20 protein-coding genes are annotated in these 17,526 nt (G+C 63.7%); 16 read left to right on the top strand and 4 right to left on the bottom strand.

The annotated features are described in order from the left end of the window. Positions 1 to 146: 146 nt before the first annotated feature. The 3 genes from AB3X89_RS10380 to AB3X89_RS10370 are packed head-to-tail and all read right to left on the bottom strand — an operon-like array spanning position 147 to position 2,190. Positions 147 to 761, bottom strand: coding sequence for a hypothetical protein (locus AB3X89_RS10380; protein WP_368583191.1), 615 nt, complete (start codon positions 759 to 761; stop codon positions 147 to 149). A gap of 49 nt (positions 762 to 810) precedes the next feature. Beyond that, a complete protein-coding gene (locus AB3X89_RS10375) occupies positions 811 to 1,605 on the bottom strand; it encodes a molybdopterin-dependent oxidoreductase (RefSeq protein ID WP_368583190.1) in 795 nt (264 codons plus the stop codon). 3 nt (positions 1,606 to 1,608) lie between these two features. Beyond that, entirely contained in the window at positions 1,609 to 2,190 is a 582-nt protein-coding gene (locus AB3X89_RS10370) for a cytochrome b/b6 domain-containing protein (protein ID WP_368583189.1), read from the bottom strand. Between the two features lie 443 nt (positions 2,191 to 2,633). Between AB3X89_RS10370 and glnH the strand changes: the two genes are divergently transcribed. Genes glnH through AB3X89_RS10345 form a run of 5 tightly spaced genes read left to right on the top strand, consistent with a single transcriptional unit; the run spans position 2,634 to position 6,831 of the window. Further along, positions 2,634 to 3,380: a glutamine ABC transporter substrate-binding protein GlnH gene (gene glnH / locus AB3X89_RS10365; protein WP_368583188.1), complete on the top strand. Its 747-nt coding sequence runs from the start codon at positions 2,634 to 2,636 to the stop codon at positions 3,378 to 3,380. A gap of 27 nt (positions 3,381 to 3,407) precedes the next feature. Then, the gene (gene glnP / locus AB3X89_RS10360; protein ID WP_368583187.1) at positions 3,408 to 4,064 is read left to right on the top strand and encodes a glutamine ABC transporter permease GlnP; all 657 of its coding nucleotides are present in this window, start codon (positions 3,408 to 3,410) and stop codon (positions 4,062 to 4,064) included. Then, the gene (gene glnQ, locus AB3X89_RS10355; RefSeq protein WP_368583186.1) at positions 4,061 to 4,798 is read left to right on the top strand and encodes a glutamine ABC transporter ATP-binding protein GlnQ; all 738 of its coding nucleotides are present in this window, start codon (positions 4,061 to 4,063) and stop codon (positions 4,796 to 4,798) included. Before glnP ends, glnQ begins: the two co-directional genes overlap by 4 nt. A 13-nt stretch (positions 4,799 to 4,811) precedes the next feature. Further along, positions 4,812 to 5,897, top strand: a complete 1,086-nt coding sequence (locus AB3X89_RS10350) for a C45 family autoproteolytic acyltransferase/hydolase (protein WP_368583185.1) — start codon at positions 4,812 to 4,814, stop codon at positions 5,895 to 5,897. Continuing rightward, on the top strand, positions 5,833 to 6,831 hold the full coding sequence (locus AB3X89_RS10345) for a MurR/RpiR family transcriptional regulator (protein ID WP_368583184.1): 999 nt from the start codon (positions 5,833 to 5,835) through the stop codon (positions 6,829 to 6,831). Before AB3X89_RS10350 ends, AB3X89_RS10345 begins: the two co-directional genes overlap by 65 nt. 357 nt (positions 6,832 to 7,188) lie before the next feature. On the opposite strand, the gene AB3X89_RS10340 is transcribed toward AB3X89_RS10345, so the two are convergent. Continuing rightward, positions 7,189 to 8,403 carry an MFS transporter gene (locus AB3X89_RS10340; protein ID WP_368583183.1) on the bottom strand — a complete coding sequence of 405 codons (1,215 nt, stop codon included), beginning with the start codon at positions 8,401 to 8,403 and terminating at the stop codon, positions 7,189 to 7,191. Positions 8,404 to 8,733: 330 nt separating this feature from the next. Between AB3X89_RS10340 and AB3X89_RS10335 the strand changes: the two genes are divergently transcribed. From AB3X89_RS10335 to AB3X89_RS10285, 11 genes are all read left to right on the top strand, one after another. After that, entirely contained in the window at positions 8,734 to 9,651 is a 918-nt protein-coding gene (locus AB3X89_RS10335) for a LysR substrate-binding domain-containing protein (RefSeq protein WP_368583182.1), read from the top strand. 290 nt (positions 9,652 to 9,941) lie between these two features. Beyond that, complete coding sequence (locus AB3X89_RS10330) at positions 9,942 to 10,949, top strand: alpha/beta fold hydrolase (RefSeq protein WP_368583181.1); 1,008 nt, start codon at positions 9,942 to 9,944, stop codon at positions 10,947 to 10,949. 157 nt (positions 10,950 to 11,106) lie between these two features. After that, the gene (locus AB3X89_RS10325) at positions 11,107 to 11,742 is read left to right on the top strand and encodes a hydrolase (RefSeq protein WP_013092691.1); all 636 of its coding nucleotides are present in this window, start codon (positions 11,107 to 11,109) and stop codon (positions 11,740 to 11,742) included. A gap of 45 nt (positions 11,743 to 11,787) precedes the next feature. Continuing rightward, positions 11,788 to 12,213, top strand: coding sequence for a DoxX family protein (locus tag AB3X89_RS10320; RefSeq protein ID WP_368583180.1), 426 nt, complete (start codon positions 11,788 to 11,790; stop codon positions 12,211 to 12,213). Between the two features lie 41 nt (positions 12,214 to 12,254). Continuing rightward, on the top strand, positions 12,255 to 12,662 hold the full coding sequence (locus tag AB3X89_RS10315; protein WP_368583179.1) for a BON domain-containing protein: 408 nt from the start codon (positions 12,255 to 12,257) through the stop codon (positions 12,660 to 12,662). Between the two features lie 59 nt (positions 12,663 to 12,721). Next, positions 12,722 to 12,970 (top strand): DUF1427 family protein, encoded by a 249-nt coding sequence (locus AB3X89_RS10310; RefSeq protein WP_368583178.1) that lies wholly within the window; start codon positions 12,722 to 12,724, stop codon positions 12,968 to 12,970. Next, a complete protein-coding gene (locus AB3X89_RS10305; RefSeq protein ID WP_368583177.1) occupies positions 12,952 to 13,698 on the top strand; it encodes a YoaK family protein in 747 nt (248 codons plus the stop codon). Before AB3X89_RS10310 ends, AB3X89_RS10305 begins: the two co-directional genes overlap by 19 nt. Positions 13,699 to 13,739: 41 nt before the next feature. Continuing rightward, positions 13,740 to 14,687 (top strand): VOC family protein, encoded by a 948-nt coding sequence (locus tag AB3X89_RS10300; protein WP_368583176.1) that lies wholly within the window; start codon positions 13,740 to 13,742, stop codon positions 14,685 to 14,687. A gap of 5 nt (positions 14,688 to 14,692) precedes the next feature. After that, the gene (locus AB3X89_RS10295) at positions 14,693 to 16,171 is read left to right on the top strand and encodes an alginate export family protein (RefSeq protein WP_368583175.1); all 1,479 of its coding nucleotides are present in this window, start codon (positions 14,693 to 14,695) and stop codon (positions 16,169 to 16,171) included. Between the two features lie 57 nt (positions 16,172 to 16,228). Then, positions 16,229 to 17,053 carry an alpha/beta fold hydrolase gene (locus AB3X89_RS10290; protein WP_368583174.1) on the top strand — a complete coding sequence of 275 codons (825 nt, stop codon included), beginning with the start codon at positions 16,229 to 16,231 and terminating at the stop codon, positions 17,051 to 17,053. Between the two features lie 153 nt (positions 17,054 to 17,206). Continuing rightward, positions 17,207 to 17,524, top strand: coding sequence for a DUF3331 domain-containing protein (locus tag AB3X89_RS10285; protein WP_368583173.1), 318 nt, complete (start codon positions 17,207 to 17,209; stop codon positions 17,522 to 17,524). Positions 17,525 to 17,526: the final 2 nt, after the last annotated feature.

The following is a 17,526-nucleotide window of genomic DNA, read 5'->3' as shown; positions in this document are numbered from 1 at the left end:
CTAGGGTCTTCGCCGGGGGGCGAAGGTCGTCGCCTATTGGCGCTACGCCATTGAGATCATTCTGGATGCGTATGCGAACGCAGTCGGCACGCGCGGCGTCGGGATATGACACCGTGCGTGGCGCTCGCCGAGCCGAAGCTCAGCGTTCACATCGGCGGCACTACGCCGTCCTTTTCGACCACGACGCGTTGCGCAACATAACTTCCCTGCGACGCAGGCGTTGCGACGATGAACACCTTCTTGCCGGCCGTAAGATCGCTGTGCTCCGCGGGCGTGAACGTGACGACGGGCACGTTTGGCGGCACCGTCACCACATTGCTGCCGCCCTTGTATGACAGCTTCAGGTCGCGGCCGTTGGTGCTCTGCACGACGGAGTCGACGTTCGCGTTGGTCATCGAGCTCTTCGGGCCCAGGTCCCACGCGTAATGCCCTTCACCCGTGCCGCGCGCGGACTCGGGGAACACCACCACTTCCGTTGCCGTCAGCTTGCCGTCTGTGCCGGTGGTTGCAGCCGTGCCAATGAACGTACCCGGCTTGATATCCGATAGCTGCATCGTTTTCACAGCCGAAACACGCACATCCGGCTTCACATCGACCGACACGGTATCGCCGCTGCGACGATGGACCTTGAGCGTGTCACCGTTTTGCGACACGATTTCGCCACGGATGCGCGTGGGCGTCGTGGCGGGCGCCTGCGCGAAAGCAGCGCTCGCGAACGCGGCAGCCATAAAGGCTGCGCCAAGTTTGATGCGGAGTGTCATAGAACCTCCCAACTGGATGGTTGAAGGACGGGGGAAAGACCTCATTGCTTCACGAGCCGCTGAACCAGTTGTAGCCCTGGTTCTCCCAATAGCCTCCCGGATACTGGTTCGTGATTTCGATTGCGACGACATGCTTGGGATTCTTGAAGCCGAGCTTGGTCGGCACGCGCAGCTTCATCGGAAAGCCATACTTCGGCGGCAGCACGTCACCGTCGTAAGTCAGCGTGAGCAGCGTCTGCGGGTGGAGCGCCGTCGGCATGTCGATGCTGGTCCAGTAGTTGTAGTCCGCGCAATGCAGCGACACGTACTTCGCGCTCGTGTCCGCCCCCGCGCGACGCAGGAATTCCGAAAAGCGCACGCCGCCCCAGCGGCCGATCGCGCTCCATCCCTCGACGCAGACAAGACGCGTGATCTGGCTTTCCTGCGGCAGCGCGTGCAATTCGTCGAGCGACCAGGTGCGCTTGCCGTGCGCGAGACCGTTGACCTGCAGACGGTAGGTCGCGGCATCGATCTCGGGTACATCGTCGATCTCATAGAACGCGTTGAACGGAAACGGCCGCGTGATCATCGATTCCGGATACGTGGGCGCCAGCTTGTTCGGATCGAACAGCAGCGCCTGCACGCGGTCGTTGAAGAACGAGATGCGGCGCAGCGCGGTGTTCACCGATTTGTCGTTGGTCAGATCGCAACCGGACAGCATCGCGATACCGCCCAGGGTCAGCAGCCGCCGGCCGAACAGGCGGCGCGCGGGCGATTCGAGCTCGCGCTGTGCGTCGCGGACGATCGATTCGCCATGCGTCGCGAGAAAAGTGCCTGGTTGTGCGGTGCGTTTTCGGATCGTCATGATTTACCGTCCCCGTATCATCAGCAGTAACGAGCGCGGCACGAGCGCGACCATCGCGACGTGAACGATGAAAAACGCCACCAGTACGCTCATGCATACGAAGTGCACAACGCGCGCATTGTCATATCCCCCCATCAGCGTGCGCAGCAGCGGGAACTGCACCGACTTCCATATGGCGAGCCCCGACAACACGATCAGCACGATGTCGGCGATCACGACGAGATAGGCGAGCTTCTGCACCGAGTTGTATTGCGCGAGATCGTCGTGTTTCAGGCGCCCGCGCAGCGCGGCGGCCAGATCGGCGGCCAGCTGTTTCGGCCTGACGGGCAGCAGTTTGCGTCGAAAGCGTCCGGACGCCAGATTCAGCGCGAGATAGACCAGGAAATTGGCGACCAGCAGCCACATCACGGCGAAATGCCATAGCAGCGCGCCGGCGAGCCAGCCGCCAAGTGTGATCGAAGGTGGAAACTGAATGGCTGGAAAGATTGGCGACGCATCGTAAATCTGCCAGCCGCTCATGACCATCAGCACGACCGCGACAGCATTGATCCAGTGCGTAATCCGTACCCATCCGGGCTGAACCATGTTGTGACTCAAAAATCACTCCAGATTCGGTGGCATTCATGCCAGTAGCGCGGGCGCAAGACGGGTCGGACACCGAACCGCGCTCCGCTCGTCAGGCTGCCACCTGCAACACAAGGGCTAACGCGATTGATCGACCATTATTCCGTCGCGCGTGAAGATTTTCCCTTGCAATCGACTTTCATTAGCGACAAACACCGCGCGCGAAAGCCGTCCCGCCCCAGAGCATCGCAGCATCCCGCATGCCCTATTGCGTCGGACAAATGCGCTTCGGCGCAAAGACACGCGTCGGCACCCAGCGCCTTCCGTCCGACATCTCCCATCGGGGTATACCCGCTTTGCAAGCAGATTTGCGCGTCGAACTATTGCGCAAGTAAATTTGCGAGCAGATACTCAGCGCAAATCGGTTTGCTGTCGTTCCCCAACCCCACCTCGCAGAGGTCGTCATGAAACTCGTAGCAAAGCTCGTCGCGGCTGCACTCGTCGCCGTTTCCGTCCTCGGTCATGCCGCGCGGGCCGAGACCTTGCTGGTCGCCTGCGATACGGCGTTCGTGCCGTTCGAATTCAAGCAGGGCGACAAATACGTCGGCTTCGACATCGATCTCTGGGAAGCCATCGCGAAGGACCTGAAGCTCGACTACAAGCTGCAGCCGATGGATTTCAGCGGCATCCTGCCGGCGCTGCAAACCCATAACGTCGACGTCGCGCTCGCGGGCATCACGATCAAGGACGAGCGCAAGAAAGTGATCGACTTCTCGGATGGCTACTACGACAGCGGCTTCACGCTGATGGTGCCGGCCACCAGCGCGATCAAGGGCCCGGACGACCTGAAGGGCAAGTCGCTCGCGATCAAGACGGGGACGTCGGCGGCGGATTACGCGAAGGCACACTTCGCGGGCACCGATCTGCGCCAGTTCCCGAACATCGACAACGCGTATCTGGAGTTGCAGACAGGACGCGTCGATGCAGCGATGCACGACACGCCGAACGTTCTCTACTACATCAATACGGCGGGCAAGGGCAACGTGAAGGCGGTCGGTCCGCAGATGATGGCGCAGCAATACGGCATCGGCTTCCCGAAGGGCAGCCCACTCGTGCCGAAGGTCAATGCGGCGCTCGCGAAGATCAAGGCTGACGGCCGCTATGCGGCGATCTACAAGAAGTGGTTCGGCGTCGAGCCGACGAAGTCCTGATAACGCAACGGCTGCGGGAGGCAAGTCATGCAGTTCGATCTGTCAGTCGTCGTCGATGCGTTACCGGCACTATTGCAGGGCGCGAAGCTGACGGTGCTCATCACCATCGCGGGCCTTGCGGGAGGCTTGGCGGTCGGCTTTCTGTTCGGCTTGATGCGCGCGTACGGCAACGCATTGATGCAGAAAATCGCGTTCGCGTACGTCGAGTTCGTGCGCGGCACGCCGATCGTCGTGCAGGTGATGTTCATCTACTTCGCTCTGCCCGTGCTGCTTAACGTGCGCGTCGATGCGTTGACGGCCGCGATCGTGTCGATCATCGTCAATTCGGGCGCGTATATCGCCGAGATCGTGCGCGGCTCGTTTCTGTCGGTGCCGCGCGGATTGAGGGAAGCCGGACTCGCGCTGGGCATGCCGATGTGGCGCGTGCTCGGATTCGTCGTCGGGCCCGTTGCGATTCGCCGCATGACGCCTGCGCTTGGCAACCAGTTCATCGTGAGCCTGAAAGATACGTCGCTGTTCATCGTGATCGGCGTCGGTGAACTCACGCGTCAGGGTCAGGAAATCATGGCGGCGAATTTTAGGGCCGTTGAAATCTGGACGGCGGTGGCCGCAATCTATCTGTGCATGATCGGTGTGCTGACGTTCTGTCTGCGCACGATGGAAAAGAGGATGCGGATACTATGAGCGCGCTCGATATGGTGCAGTTCAAGCAGGTCACGAAGCGCTTCGGGCAGACCACCGTGCTGGACGGCGTCGACCTGAACATTCGCGCGGGCGAAGTCGTGGTGCTGATCGGTCCGTCGGGTTCGGGCAAGTCGACGCTGCTGCGTTGTATCAACGCGCTGGAGCAAATCGACGGCGGCGATCTGATCGTCGATGGCATCAGCGTGCACGGCGGCTCGAAGAAAGTGCGCGAGATTCGCCGCGAAGCGGGCATGGTGTTTCAGCAGTTCAACCTGTTCCCGCAACTGACGGCGCTCGAAAACGTCGCGTTCGGTCCGCGTCAGGTGCGTGGCATGAGCAAGTCCGACGCGGAAACGCTCGCGCACGAGTTGCTGACGAAAGTCGGCCTCGCGGGCCGCGTCGGGCATTATGCAAGCGAGTTGTCGGGCGGTCAGCAGCAACGCGTCGCGATTGCGCGTGCGCTGGCCGTCAAGCCGAAGCTGATGCTGTTCGACGAGCCGACTTCGGCGCTCGATCCCGAACTGCGGCAGGAAGTGCTGCGGGTGATGCAGTCGCTGGCGGAAGAGGGCATGACGATGGTCGTCGTGACGCACGAAATGACGTTCGCGCGCAAGGTCGGCACGCGTCTGATCTTCATGGAGCACGGCCACATCACGGTCGATGGGCCGCCCGCGCAGTTGCTCGACAATCCGCCGAATCAGCGTCTGCGCGATTTCCTTCAACACGTCGAATGATCATCTCGAACTCATGTCTGCAATTGGATTCATCGAAATCTCCGGCTCGCCGTTCGACGCGGGCGAGGCGTTAGGGCGCTTCGGCGCGTTGGCCGTGCATCGCCACCTGGTGCAATCGGCCGCCTGGCGCGACGTCATGCAATGGCGTGGCACGCCGCTCGCCGCCGCGCTTTGCGCACATACGCAGCAGCGCTTTCCGCGTATCTGGGCGGAATTGCAGGGGCTTGCCAATGGCCTCGAACTGCCCTTCGACGATGTGTTCCTGTGGAACTGTCGCGGCGACCTGTGGGCTGCGTCGACCGACGGATGCACGACGGTGCAATTGCCATCGGTTGATGGCAAGCGCATCAGTCACAACGAAGACGGTGACCCCTGCTTCGCCGGGCATTGCGCGATTGCCGCGTGTCGGATCGACGGCAGTCCGGGCTTTGCGGCGTTCGTGTATCCGGGCTCGCTGCCGGGCCATACGTTCGCCGTGACGGACGCGGGTTTGGCCGTCACCGTGAATAATCTGCGGGTGCGCCAGACCGAGGCGGGCGTGCCGCGCATGGTGCTCACGCGCGCGTTACTGGATGCGCGCGATCTCGATGCGGCGGTTGCCGTGGTACGCGACACTCCCCGCGCGGGCGGCTTCCATCTGACGCTTGCGCATCAGGCGAGCGCGCCGTTGCTGAGCGTCGAGTACAGCGCGCACGGTTGTTCCGTGCAGGAGATCACGCAGCCGTCGTTGCATGCGAATCACGCGATTCATCCGCCGATGCGCGGCTTCGCCCAGCGCGTGACCGATTCATCGCGTAGTCGGCAGACGCGCGGCGATCGGCTGTTGCGGGACGCACGCGAAGCGGGGCATGCGCCTGAGCCGCTCGCGATCCTCGCCGACACGCACGACGCATCGCTGCCGATCTACCGCGCCGACCCTGCCGATCCCGACGACGAAAACACGCTCGCAACCGCTGATATCGTGATCAGGGCGTCTCACATAGAATGGGACGTTTATGAGCAACCCGGGGCGCCGCCGCGATATCGATTGATCAATGGACACAAACCTACGCACGAAGCGCCGCAAGCCGGCGAACAAGGACGAGGCGAGCGCGCCTGAAGCCGTCGCCGACGCGCCGCGCAGCGTCGATGCGCTGCGCGAACTGGTGGTGCGCATCGGTCGCGACGAGGCCGGTCTGTCGCTCGGCGGCAAGGCGCGCGCAGTGCTCGCGTGGCTGCTCGAACGGCCGGAGGAAGTGGCCGTGCGGACCATCACCGATCTGGCGACGGCACTCGACGTCAATGCGTCGACGCTGACACGGCTCAGCACGAAGCTCGGCTATGCAGGGTTCGCGGATTTTCAGAGCGTGTTTCGCGATTCGCTGGCGGAGCGTCACCGGCATTTCTATACGAATCAGGCGGAGCGGCTCGTTGCAGGGAAAAAGCAGCGTGCGCACACGCCCGTCAATAGCGGAACCTCGCCCGAGGTCGAGGTCGTCGTGCAACTCGCGCACGAATCGATCGTCAATGTGGAGACGTTCCTCGCGCGGCTATCGGCTGACGATCTGCGCGGTGCGGCCGCGCTATTGGCGGGGGCGCCGCGCGTGCGCGTGCACGGCTTGCGGCAGTTCAGCGCGCTCGCCAGCTTTCTTTGCTATGGGCTCGGGATGATCCGCACCGACGTCGCGCTGCTCGATGCACAAGGGCTCGGCGTGGCTGAAGGACTCGCGCAGTTGCAACCGGGCGATGTGGTGGTCGTCACGAGCGTCTCGCCTTATACGCGCAGCGTCGCTGAAGCTGCAAAGGCCGCCGCCGAGGCGGGTATGACAGTCATCGCGATCACGGATACGCTCGCGTCTCCGCTGGTGCCGCCCGCGCGGCACGCGTTCCTGATTCCACATGACAGCAGTTTCTTCAGCAATAGCATGGGCGCTTATCTGATCTTTTGCGAAGGCCTGCTCAATCTGGTGGCGACGCATCTGGGCAAGCGATCTTTGCAGGCGCTGTCGCGGCGCGAACGGTTGATTACCGCGTTGGGGATCGAGACGGACTGATCTCCGGTCAGTGGTGATTGTCGAGATCGGCGAGTGGCCGCTAACGTGACTGCCGCGTCGAGTTTTACTCGCAACTAAGGACACTAGTATGGGCGCCGGGACGAGACGCGCTTATATACTTACAAAGCGCTTGCGTCCGCAGGTGCAGTCGATTTCATCGCAGGAACGATGGATAAAAACGAGAATAGTTTGTGGGACGACGGCGGGGACTGGGTCAGGAAGCTGCAGGGCTCGATGCGTCGTCGCGCCATAGGGCGACGCGCACAGGGTACAAAGAAGAACGCCACGAAAAGCGATTTTCGTGGCGTTTTGTGATTGGTGCGCTGCTGGTGCGGCCTCGGCGAAACGTGCCTGGATCTAGCGCTCGCCGAGAGCGTGCGGCCGTCCAACCAGCAGAAAGTGGACGAGCGCAAGCAGCGGGAATGCAAGGGCAACGCCAGCGACCAACGGCCACCCACCGCGCTCGAAGAGCGTGCTCGCAAGCGCGGACCCGATCGCGCCGCCAACGAAGATGCTCGTCATGTACAGCGCGTTGAGGCGGTTACGGCTTGCCGCATGCAGCGCGTAGATCTCCCGCTGGCCGAGCACCATGTTCATCTGCACGGCGAAGTCGAGCGCAATCCCGGTAACCACGAGGCCGAAAACCCCGGACGCCGGATGGACGAGTGCCGGCAGATAAGACAACGCGGCCACGATCAGCGCCAAAAAAGTGGCGCGAATCGAATGTCCCGCGTCCGCGAGTCGACCTGCGACGGGAGCCGACGTCGCACCGATTGCGCCGACCAGTGAGAACAGCGCGATCGCCGACTGTGACAGGCCGTACTGGCGCGTGAGCTCAACCGGAACCGCAGTCCAGAAAAGGCTGAATGACGCGAACATCAATCCTTGATAGAGCGCACGATGGCGCAGTACCGGCATGGTTCGCACGAGCACCAGCAGCGAGCCGATGAGCGCGGAATACGTGGCGCTATGGTCCGGTTGCCGGCGCGGAATCGTCAGCGCGAGCACGGTCGTCACGAGCGCCATCACGACTGCGGCCGCGGCAAACACGACGCGCCAGCCGAAGTGGTCCGCGACGATGCTCGACAGCGGTCGGGACAGCAGGATGCCGAGAAGCAGACCGCCCATGATCGTACCGACGATACGGCCTCGGGAATGATCAGGAGCAATGTGCGCCGCGAGCGGGATCAGGATCTGCACGGCCACGGAACTGAAGCCGATCAGCAGCGACATCAGCAGAAACCAGCTGGGCGTGTGCATCAGCGATGCGGCGGCGAGACTCGCGATCGACACGACCGCGGTCGTAATCATCAGCTTGCGGTTCTCGAGCAGGTCGCCCAGGGGCACGATGAAAAACAGACCGAGCGCGTAGCCGATCTGCGTGAGCGAAACGATCAGGCTCGCCGTGCCACCCGACATATGCAGCGCCGGACCGATCAGCTCGGTAATCGGCTGCGCGTAGTACAGGTTTGCAACGATCGCGCCGCAACTGAATGCGAATAGTGCAATGAGTCCCTGGGTGAGCTTGACGGGCCGCTCGTTGCCGCCGAGCGTGCGCGAGGGAGTGGACATGATGGCTCCTTGAGCGAAGAAATTATTTGACGACTGGGCCTTTCGACTTGCTATGCAGTCCGCGGCTTGGCGTCGGGTTGTGCGACAGCCAAACTGGTGTTCGCGACTGCACCAAGGTTAGGCGCGAGCCGATGCATGCGGAATACGATCGGCACGCAATCCCCCGTTGCGCGCCACGCAACGCGAGGAGCGGCGCTCGACAGCCAAGGTCATGATGACGGTAGGCTGCCATCACGCACCTGAAAAGTCCTGAGCCCGCCATTAATCCTTGCGCTTGATGAAGGCACGCAGAGTGCGAACCGCCCGATTTCCGCTGGCATAATCCCCCGCATGGACAAATTGCTCGCGCTCAACACCCTGCTCGAAGTGGCTGATGCCGGCGGCTTCGCGAAAGCCGCCCAGCGTCTGGGCGTGGCAACATCGTCGGTCACGCGTTTGATGGACGCACTCGAAGACTCGCTCGGCACCGCGCTGCTGACGCGAACCCCGCGGCGTGTCAGCCTGACCGATGCTGGCGCGGCGTATGTCGAGCAGATTTCCAGGCTGCTCGACGAGCTTGCCGAGGCCGACGAAAGCGTGCTGGACAGCGGCGCGGCGCCCGTTGGCGCATTGCGCGTGACGGTGCCGTCCACGTACAACCGCATCGTCCTCGCGCCGCACCTCGCCGCTTTCCTGCGTGAATATCCTCGCGTTGCGCTGGACGTCGTCGTTGCGGATCATTTCGTGGATCTCGCGCTCGATCGCATCGACGTGGCTGTGCGAATTGGGCTGCCCAGCGGCGACCCTAATCTCATCGTCAGGAAGATGGCCGACAATCCGCGCTTCGTGGTTGCGGCCCACGAGTACCTGAAAAAGGCGGGAATGCCCGAGGAGCCAGCCGAGCTCGCCGAACGCGAATGTCTGCGCATCGCCTATGGCGGAAGCTATCGGGCACGCCAGATCTGGACGTTCACGCGCGGGGAGGAAATTGAAAAGGTCAACGTGCGCGGGCGACTGATATCGAACAGCCTCGATATGCTCCTTCAAGCAGTCCTGGCGGAGCAGGGGTTCGCACTATTGCCCGACTGGCTGGTGAACGAACACATCGATGCCGGCCGCCTGATGCGATGCTTCGCTGACTGGAAGGTGACGCCGCAGAGTGGCGATGTCGTGGTCCATGCGGCATACCTGCCCAATCGCAGGCATTCGACGAAAGTGCGGGCCTTGTTGCAGTTTCTTGAAGCGCGCATCGGGCAGCACCCGATCTAGCCGCAGCGGTGGTGAGTTCACGGCCGCCAGTCGGCTCTCACCCGCAAAAATATTTCCATGCGATGACAAAAGTTAGAGTCGTCGCACCTTCGATGCCGCATTCACCGCGCGTTTTCGCATTTTCAGAACTCTTCAGATCGCCACAAGGACTTTGAAGAGTCGCGTTCTTAAGCTTCGTCCTGCATGCGGCGCTCCTCGATCCAGTCGAGGTCCGCGCCGCGTCGCTTTCCACGCAAATGCGAACCTCATCGCTAACCACACGCACAGCGATGCAACGACGGAGAAGCACCATGAATACGCAGAACATCGATAAGTCCATTCCTTCGACCACACGCCGTCGCCTGCTTTCCGCCGGCGCCGGCATGGCGGGTGCCGCGGCGGCCATGGCCAGCTTTTCCGCCAACGCGGCCGGCGCGGCAAGCAACGCGGGAGCGGCAGGCGCATCGCACGCGCATGGCACGGGCCATCATCATGGCGGCGGCTATGTGAACGCCAAGGACGGCACGCCGATCTACTTCAAGGACTGGGGCACCGGCACGCCGGTGGTGTTTTCGCACGGCTGGCCGCTGAGCGCCGACGCGTGGGACGCACAGATGCTGTTCCTCGTGAATCAGGGCTACCGCGTGATCGCGCACGACCGTCGCGGCCATGGCCGCTCGGGCCAGCCCTCCGAGGGCAACGACATGGATACCTACGCCGATGATCTGGCCGCCGTGCTCGACGCGCTCGATGTGAAGGGCGCGATGCTGGTCGGTCACTCCACGGGCGGCGGCGAAGTCGCGCACTACATCGGTCGCCATGGCGAGAAGCGTGTTGCCAAAGCCGTGCTGATCGGTGCGGTGCCGCCGCAGATGGTGAAGTCCGCGAACAACCCGAACGGTCTGCCGATGTCGGTATTCGACGGCATCCGCGCGGGTGTGGCCGCGAACCGCTCGCAGTTCTATCTGGATCTCGCGACGCCGTTCTACGGCTTCAACCGTCCCAACGCAAAGGTCTCGCAAGGTCTGGTGCAGGACTTCTGGCGCCAGGGCATGGCCGGTTCGATCAAAGGCCAGTACGAGTGCATCAAGCAGTTCTCGGAAGTCGACTACACGGAAGACCTGAAGAAGATCAGCGTGCCCACGCTGATTCTGCACGGCGATGACGACCAGATCGTGCCGATCGACGATTCCGCGAAGCTCTCCGCGAAGATCGTCAAGAACGCCACGCTGAAGGTCTATGCGGGCGCTCCGCACGGCATGTGCAGCACGCACGTCGACCAGGTCAACGCGGACCTGCTCGCCTTCCTGAAGGGCTGAAGCCCGCTCTCGCGCGCTCGCCTCGGCTGACCTGAAGCGTTCATAACGCTTCAGGTTTTCCCAAGGACTTTAAGGCGCGCGATCCGTAATCTCCACCCGTTCGATGACCGCTGCGCGCGTCATCGCTTATCCGCACTCGTACCTCACTGGAGCAACCATGGCTTTTGAACTGCTGACCCCCGAGAACTGCGCACTCGCGCTGATCGACCACCAGCCGCAGATGTTCTTCGGCACGCACTCGCACGAGCGCACCACCGTCCTGCACAACGTGCAGATCCTCGCGAAGGCCGCCAGGCTGTTCAAGGTACCGACGGTCCTCACGACGATCGCCGCGGACTCGTTCAGCGGCCACCTGCTGCCCGAAGTGCAGCAGGTGTTCCCGCAGATCAAGCCGGTCGATCGCACCTCGATGAACTCGTGGGAAGACGCGGGCTTTCGCGCGGCGATCAAGGCCACGGGCCGCAAGAAGATCGTGATCGCCGGTCTGTGGACGGAAGTGTGCGTGGCGTTCCCGACCGTTCAGATGCTCGCGGAAGGCTTCGAGATCTACGTGCCGACCGACGCATGCGGCGACATCACGGAAGAAGCGCACGAGCGCGCGATCCAGCGCGTGATCCAGGCCGGCGCGGTGCCGATGACCTCGCTGCAGTTCATGTGCGAACTGCAACGCGACTGGGCCCGTGGCGAGACCTACGAAGGCTGCATGGACATCTTCAAGGCGCACAGCGCGTACGGCATCGGCGTGCGCTACGCGAAGCAGATCCTCGGCGAACACGCAAGCGAAGCGGCTTGAGCTGCTTCGCGTTCCGGGCCGCGCAGACCTGCGATGAAAACTACGATGAAACGTCCTGATACTTCCAACGCCGCCGATGTCGCGCTGCTGTTTTTGCGCGTCAGCGCGAGCGTGCTTCTGCTGATCGTGCATGGCTTGCCAAAGGTGCTGCACATCGGGGCGCAGCTCGGCGCGATCGAGGATCCGCTGCACCTGGGCAGCGCTTTCACGCTGGCTTTCGCGATTTTCGCGGAGGTCGTGTGTCCGGTGCTGATGATCGTCGGCGTTTTCACGCGGCTCGCCGCGCTGCCGATTCTCGTCGTCACCGCGGTTGCCCTCACGCTCGTGCACCCTGACTGGAGTCTCGAGCAGGCTCAGTTCGCGTGGATGCTGCTGATCCTGTTCGGCACGGTCGCGATCGGCGGAGCGGGGCGCTACCGGATCACGTTGAACCGGGACGTTCCCGCAGACGCGCGCACGTCAAACTTTTAACGGCGACCAATGGTTCGCCCAACAACAAGGAGATCGACTCGATGAAACTGCATTCGAAACTCAAGCCGGCCGCGGCACTCGCCGCCATCGTTCTGTTCACGGGCTACGCGGGCAGCGTGTTCGCCGACGACGCGGCAGTCGCTTACGCACCGTCCGTTCAGGCGCATCCCGCCGCGCCGAAAGATCCGGCCAACACACAGCGCAAGGCAGAAAAGAAGGCCGAGCGTGCCGTCGACCGCCATCTCGCCACCAGCGTGCGCAAGGCGATCGTCAAGGCAGGCGGCGTGGACGCTTCGCACATGACGGTTGTCGCGAAGTCCGGCGCCATCACGCTGGAAGGTTCCGTGCCCGAAGCGGCGCAGATCGACCTCGCGCAGCAGCATGCGCAGCAGGTCGCGGGCGTCACCGGCGTGACCAACCGTCTGAGCATCGCGACCGCGGGTCATTAAGCCAACGGCTGTATAGCGCGCGTCCGCCTCGCGCGGACGCGAAGCACGAGGATCGCAACATGACATATCTGATCTCGCTGGGAGCGGGCCTCGTGGTCGGTCTGCTCTATTACATCGCGCGCGTGCAGTCGCCCGCACCGCCGCTGATCGCGCTGGCCGGCCTGCTCGGCATCGTGATCGGTGAACACGCGATTCCATTCGTACAGGCGCAATGGCGCGCACCGCAGGCGCAAACTTCGAGCGCGCCGCACGAGGCCGTCGCCACTTGCGCCAACAAGGTCGACTCGTCATGCAGCAAGCAGCCATAGAGTTGGGCTCGCCGCAGGCGAAGGCGGCGCTCGAGCCGCTGCGCGGCGAAAACGCCGTGCTCGCTTTCGTAGCCGGTTATGTCGACACGCTCGGATTCGTCGCGCTGTTCGGGCTGTTCACGGCGCACGTCACCGGCAATTTCATTCTGATCGGTTCGGGGCTCGCGGGCGCGGGCAGCGGACTGCTGATCAAGTGGCTCGCGTTTCCCGCCTTCGTGGCGGGTATCGTCGGCGCGCGCCTGTTCGATGACAGGCTGCGTCAGCGCACGCATGGCGTGCGCGTGGGCGCGCTTTATTTTCTGCAAATCGTCTTGCTCGCGGCGTTCATGGGTGCGGGTCTCTTTGCGGTACCGATCGTCAACGCGGACGCGCCGCTGACGATTGCCTGCGGCCTGCTCGGCGCGGCCTCGATGGGCGTGCAGAACGCGCACGGCCGGCTGACCGCGCGCAGCGTGGTCGCCAATACCGTGATGACCGGCAATGTCACGCAGGCCGTGATCGACGTGTTCGATCTGTTCGCGCCGGGCACCAGCCAGGCGGAACGCGCGATCGCGCGGGGCCGCCTCGCGACCACGCTGCCGCCGGTGCTCGCATTCGCGGCCGGCGCGGGCGCAGGGGCGGCGGGATGGCTCGCCGCGTCGTTCTGGGCGCTGTTGCTGCCGCTCGCGATGCTCGCTCTGGTGGCGACGCTCGCATGCCGCAAGGCCGATTCGAAGGGCACGCTCTGAGCGCCCGGCCGACCGCACATTTTCTTCAACAGGAACCTCACGTGAAACTCATTCGTCTCGATCGTCCCTTGAGAGCGCTAACCATTGCGCTCGCGATGCTCGGCGCGGCGCTGCCCGGTGCTCCGGCTTTCGCCGATGACGGCCAGTATCCGCTCGCTTCGCCCACGTCGGCGGTTGCGCCGGTCGTCTCGGTGGGTCCGCAATACGACACCACGCACGTCTATGTGTCGAACGAAGACATCGACGCATTCGTCAGCAGCTTCGTCGCGACCTTCGGCGGCAAGGCCTCGCCGCGCGCGGTGTTCACGGTCACGCCCACGGCGAGCAAAACCGCTTCGCAATACGTGCAGACGCCGGTCGGCATGCTGTCGGTATTCGCGTTCCAGACGGCGGTCCCTTACCCGTTCGGCAACGAACGCACGGGCTACCTGGTGACCGATATCGACAAGGCCGTGCGTGCCGCGCACGCAGCGGGCGCGGACGTAGTCGTCGAACCGTTCGACGATCCGATCGGCAAGGACGCGATCATTCAGTGGCCGGGCGGTCTGACGATGCAGCTGTACTGGCACACCAGGGCGCCGTCGTATGCGGCGCTCGAATACGTGCCGGACAACCGCGTCTATGTGTCGAAGTACCAGGCGCAGGACTTCATCAAGCGCTTCGTGCGCTTCTCGCACGGCAAGATCGTTTCCGATAACCGCCATGCGGATGGCGCGGAGATCGGCAAGCCGGGCGAGACGATCCGCCGGGCGCGAATCCGGTCGGGCTTCGGCAACATGCTGGTGTTCGTGACCGACGGCAAATTGCCGTACCCGTATGGCCGCGAAACCACCGGCTACGAGGTGGGCGATCTCGACGCCACGCTCGCAAAGGCGCAGGCCGCCAACGTGAAGGTGCTGGCGGCGCCGGCACCAAACGTCGAAGGCCGCACGGCGATGGTCGAGTTTCCGGGCGGCTACGTTGCGGAACTGCATCAGCGCGTGAAGTGACTGGCATGAGAACTCGCGAGTTATCACGCGCCAAACGCAGGACGGAGCTCGCGCGCGCGGTGCGCACGAACGTCATGGTCGCCGCGCTCGCCACGTGCGCAGGGTTGCAGGCGGGCGCGGCGCATGCGCAAACCGCGCAGGCGGTGGCCGCATCGTCCGTCGCCTGCGATGCGCAACGGCCGGTTCCATCGTTCAATCGCTGGCAGGAGGACTGGAGTGCGCTCGCGAATCCGTGCGTGCCGCGCAAGCCGCTCGATGCGTTGAAGTACATCCCGCTGTCGGGCGACCCAAGCTGGTATCTGTCGCTGGGCGCGAATCTGCGCGAGCGCTTCGAACTGAACAACACGCCACTGTTCGGCCTCGGGAGCCAGACGCCGGACAGCTGGGTGATCCAGCGTGCCGAGGTGCATGCGGACGCGCGCTTCGGCTCGCACGTGCAGGCCTTCTTCCAGTTCGTCGACGCGCGGCCGTTCGGCAAGGATTCGGTCACGCCCGTCGACCGCAATCCGCTCGACACCGAGCAGGCGTTCATCGCGTTCGTCGGTGGAGTGGGGGGCGGTACCTTCAAGGCGCGCGTCGGCCGTCAGGAAATGGCGTTCGACTTGCAGCGTTTCGTTTCGGTGCGCGACGGTCCGAACGTGCGCCAGGCGTTCGATGCGCTGTGGGCCGACTACGAGCTAGGCAAGTGGCGCTTCATCGGTTATCTGACGCAGCCGGTCCAGTATCGCGACGAGCGGGTTTTCGACGACGTGTCGAACGGTCACCTGACGTTCAGTGGCCTGCGGGTGGAGCGCGCGAGCGTGGGGCCGGGAGATCTGTCCGCTTACTGGTCGCGTTATACGCGCGACAACGCGCGGTTTCTCGACGCGGCCGGCACCGAGCGGCGCGATGTGTTCGATGCGCGCTACACGGGCAAAAACGCGTCGCTCGACTGGGACGTGGAAGCAATGCTGCAAACCGGCCACGTGGGTACCGACACGATCGCCGCGTGGGCATTCGGCGCGCTGGGAGGCTACACGTTCGCCGCTCTGCCGGGCAAGCCGCGCATCGGCGTGCAGGTGGACGGCGCGTCGGGCGACCGGCATCCCGGCGACGGCCGCGTCGGGACGTTCAATCCGCTCTTTCCCAACGGCTACTACTTCACGCTCGCGGGCTACACCGGCTACAGCAACCTGATTCATGTGAAGCCGTCGGTCACTTTCAGGCTCGCGCCGAAGGTGACGCTGCTCACCGCGCTCGGCTTCCAGTGGCGCGACACCACGGCCGATGCGATCTACGGCCAGGGCATGGCGACGGTGCCGGGCACGGCAGGCAAGGGCAATCTCTGGACCGGCATGTACGCGCAGGTTCGAGCGGACTGGAGCGTCAACGACAACGTCGCGCTCGCGCTCGAAGCGGTGCACTTCGAAGTCGGCGATTCGATCCGCGCGCTCGGCGCGCGCAACGCGGACTACGTCGGCGTGGAAGCAAAGTTTAGCTGGTAAGCACGCGGCTCGCGCACAGCTTGCCGCGAGCACGTTCAAACGAATGAGGGAACGCAGATGAAATTTATCGACACGGCCGACGGCACGTCGCTCTACTGCAAGGATTGGGGCGCGGGACGCCCCGTGGTGTTCATTCACGGCTGGCCGCTCAATGCCGACATGTGGGACCCGCAAATGCTGCATCTCGCCGCGCACGGGTTTCGTGCCGTGGCTTACGATCGCCGCGGCTTCGGCCGCTCGGATCAGCCGTGGTCAGGGTACGACTACGACACGCTCGCCGACGATCTTCACGCGGTGCTGGAGACGCTCGCGCTCGAGGATGCGGTGCTCGTCGGATTTTCGATGGGCGGCGGCGAAGTGGCGCGTTACATCGCAAGACATGGGGCCCGCCGCGTCTCGAGGGCGGTGTTCATCGGATCGGTGACGCCGGGCCTGCAGCGTAGCGAGAACAACCCGGAGGGCGTCGACCCGGCGGTGTTCGAAGGCATGCGCGACGCGCTGCGCCGCGACCGCGCGAGTTTCGTCGATGCCTTCAACCCGCTCGTGACGGGCGGCAACCGGCCCGATTCGATGGTGACGAAGCCGGTGCACGACTGGTTCTCGAACATGGCGATGCAGGCTTCACTGAAGGCGACGATCGACTGCGTGACGGCATTTTCGGCCACGGATTTCCACGCCGATCTCGCGCGGATCGATATCCCCACGTGGTTCGTTCACGGCGGCGACGATCAGACCGCGCCGCTCGATCTGACTTCGCGCGCGGCGGCGCGGCTCGTCAAAGGCGCCACACTCGACATCTATGACGGCGCTCCGCATGCGTTGATGCTGACCCACGCGGAACGCCTGAACCGCGATCTGCTCGAGTTTGCGGCGACCGCCTGAGCTGGCGGTCCGGTTTCAGCCGCGCATTTGATCCCCCGGTAGACGTTCGGAGACGGAGTGACGACGATGTTCGTAGAAGTGAAAGTACAGGACACGTGGGCTCGAATCGTAGGATCGCTGGCGAGAGCCGAGCGGACTGACGATGAACAGCAGATGTCTCTCTCGAGGAAGCTTCGCGATGCCGATCGCTCGGCCACGCGAGCCGGGGGCGGTCACGCGACCATCATCGTGGTCGAACGGCCCACCATGACGAGCGCCACGATCGAGTGGCGCGATTCGACGAATTGCTATTACGGCGCACAGCTGTGGCGTCTGGTGCGCGCCCGCAAGTCGGGCGTTTGCGCGCTGAGCGGTGAGCCGATCAGCCGTGGGGACGAAATCTTCAAACCATGTGGTCGCACCGACGCGGTCAATGCGGACGCGATGATCCGCACGTCCGCGATGCGGGCTTACCCGGCGCGTAATAGCTGAGC

Origin of the sequence: Paraburkholderia sp. BR14320 (genome assembly GCF_040948665.1) — a bacterium.
Lineage (GTDB): Bacteria > Pseudomonadota > Gammaproteobacteria > Burkholderiales > Burkholderiaceae > Paraburkholderia > Paraburkholderia youngii.
The sequence above is the reverse complement of the archived record's forward strand: the minus strand, read 5'-3'. Positions and strand labels throughout refer to the sequence as shown.

Excerpts from the sequence above, each read along its gene's own strand:
- AB3X89_RS10315 (WP_368583179.1), top strand. The coding sequence starts at position 12,255 with ATGAAACTGCATTCGAAACTCAAGCCGGCCGCGGCACTCGCCGCCATC.
- AB3X89_RS10285 (WP_368583173.1), top strand. The coding sequence starts at position 17,207 with ATGTCTCTCTCGAGGAAGCTTCGCGATGCCGATCGCTCGGCCACGCGA.
- AB3X89_RS10290 (WP_368583174.1), top strand. The coding sequence starts at position 16,229 with ATGAAATTTATCGACACGGCCGACGGCACGTCGCTCTACTGCAAGGAT.
- AB3X89_RS10370 (WP_368583189.1), bottom strand. The coding sequence starts at position 2,190 with ATGGTTCAGCCCGGATGGGTACGGATTACGCACTGGATCAATGCTGTC.
- AB3X89_RS10310 (WP_368583178.1), top strand. The coding sequence starts at position 12,722 with ATGACATATCTGATCTCGCTGGGAGCGGGCCTCGTGGTCGGTCTGCTC.
- AB3X89_RS10375 (WP_368583190.1), bottom strand. The coding sequence starts at position 1,605 with ATGACGATCCGAAAACGCACCGCACAACCAGGCACTTTTCTCGCGACG.
- AB3X89_RS10380 (WP_368583191.1), bottom strand. The coding sequence starts at position 761 with ATGACACTCCGCATCAAACTTGGCGCAGCCTTTATGGCTGCCGCGTTC.
- glnQ (WP_368583186.1), top strand. The coding sequence starts at position 4,061 with ATGAGCGCGCTCGATATGGTGCAGTTCAAGCAGGTCACGAAGCGCTTC.
- AB3X89_RS10335 (WP_368583182.1), top strand. The coding sequence starts at position 8,734 with ATGGACAAATTGCTCGCGCTCAACACCCTGCTCGAAGTGGCTGATGCC.
- AB3X89_RS10320 (WP_368583180.1), top strand. The coding sequence starts at position 11,788 with ATGAAACGTCCTGATACTTCCAACGCCGCCGATGTCGCGCTGCTGTTT.
- AB3X89_RS10295 (WP_368583175.1), top strand. The coding sequence starts at position 14,693 with ATGAGAACTCGCGAGTTATCACGCGCCAAACGCAGGACGGAGCTCGCG.
- AB3X89_RS10340 (WP_368583183.1), bottom strand. The coding sequence starts at position 8,403 with ATGTCCACTCCCTCGCGCACGCTCGGCGGCAACGAGCGGCCCGTCAAG.
- AB3X89_RS10325 (WP_013092691.1), top strand. The coding sequence starts at position 11,107 with ATGGCTTTTGAACTGCTGACCCCCGAGAACTGCGCACTCGCGCTGATC.
- glnH (WP_368583188.1), top strand. The coding sequence starts at position 2,634 with ATGAAACTCGTAGCAAAGCTCGTCGCGGCTGCACTCGTCGCCGTTTCC.
- AB3X89_RS10350 (WP_368583185.1), top strand. The coding sequence starts at position 4,812 with ATGTCTGCAATTGGATTCATCGAAATCTCCGGCTCGCCGTTCGACGCG.
- glnP (WP_368583187.1), top strand. The coding sequence starts at position 3,408 with ATGCAGTTCGATCTGTCAGTCGTCGTCGATGCGTTACCGGCACTATTG.
- AB3X89_RS10330 (WP_368583181.1), top strand. The coding sequence starts at position 9,942 with ATGAATACGCAGAACATCGATAAGTCCATTCCTTCGACCACACGCCGT.
- AB3X89_RS10345 (WP_368583184.1), top strand. The coding sequence starts at position 5,833 with ATGGACACAAACCTACGCACGAAGCGCCGCAAGCCGGCGAACAAGGAC.
- AB3X89_RS10305 (WP_368583177.1), top strand. The coding sequence starts at position 12,952 with ATGCAGCAAGCAGCCATAGAGTTGGGCTCGCCGCAGGCGAAGGCGGCG.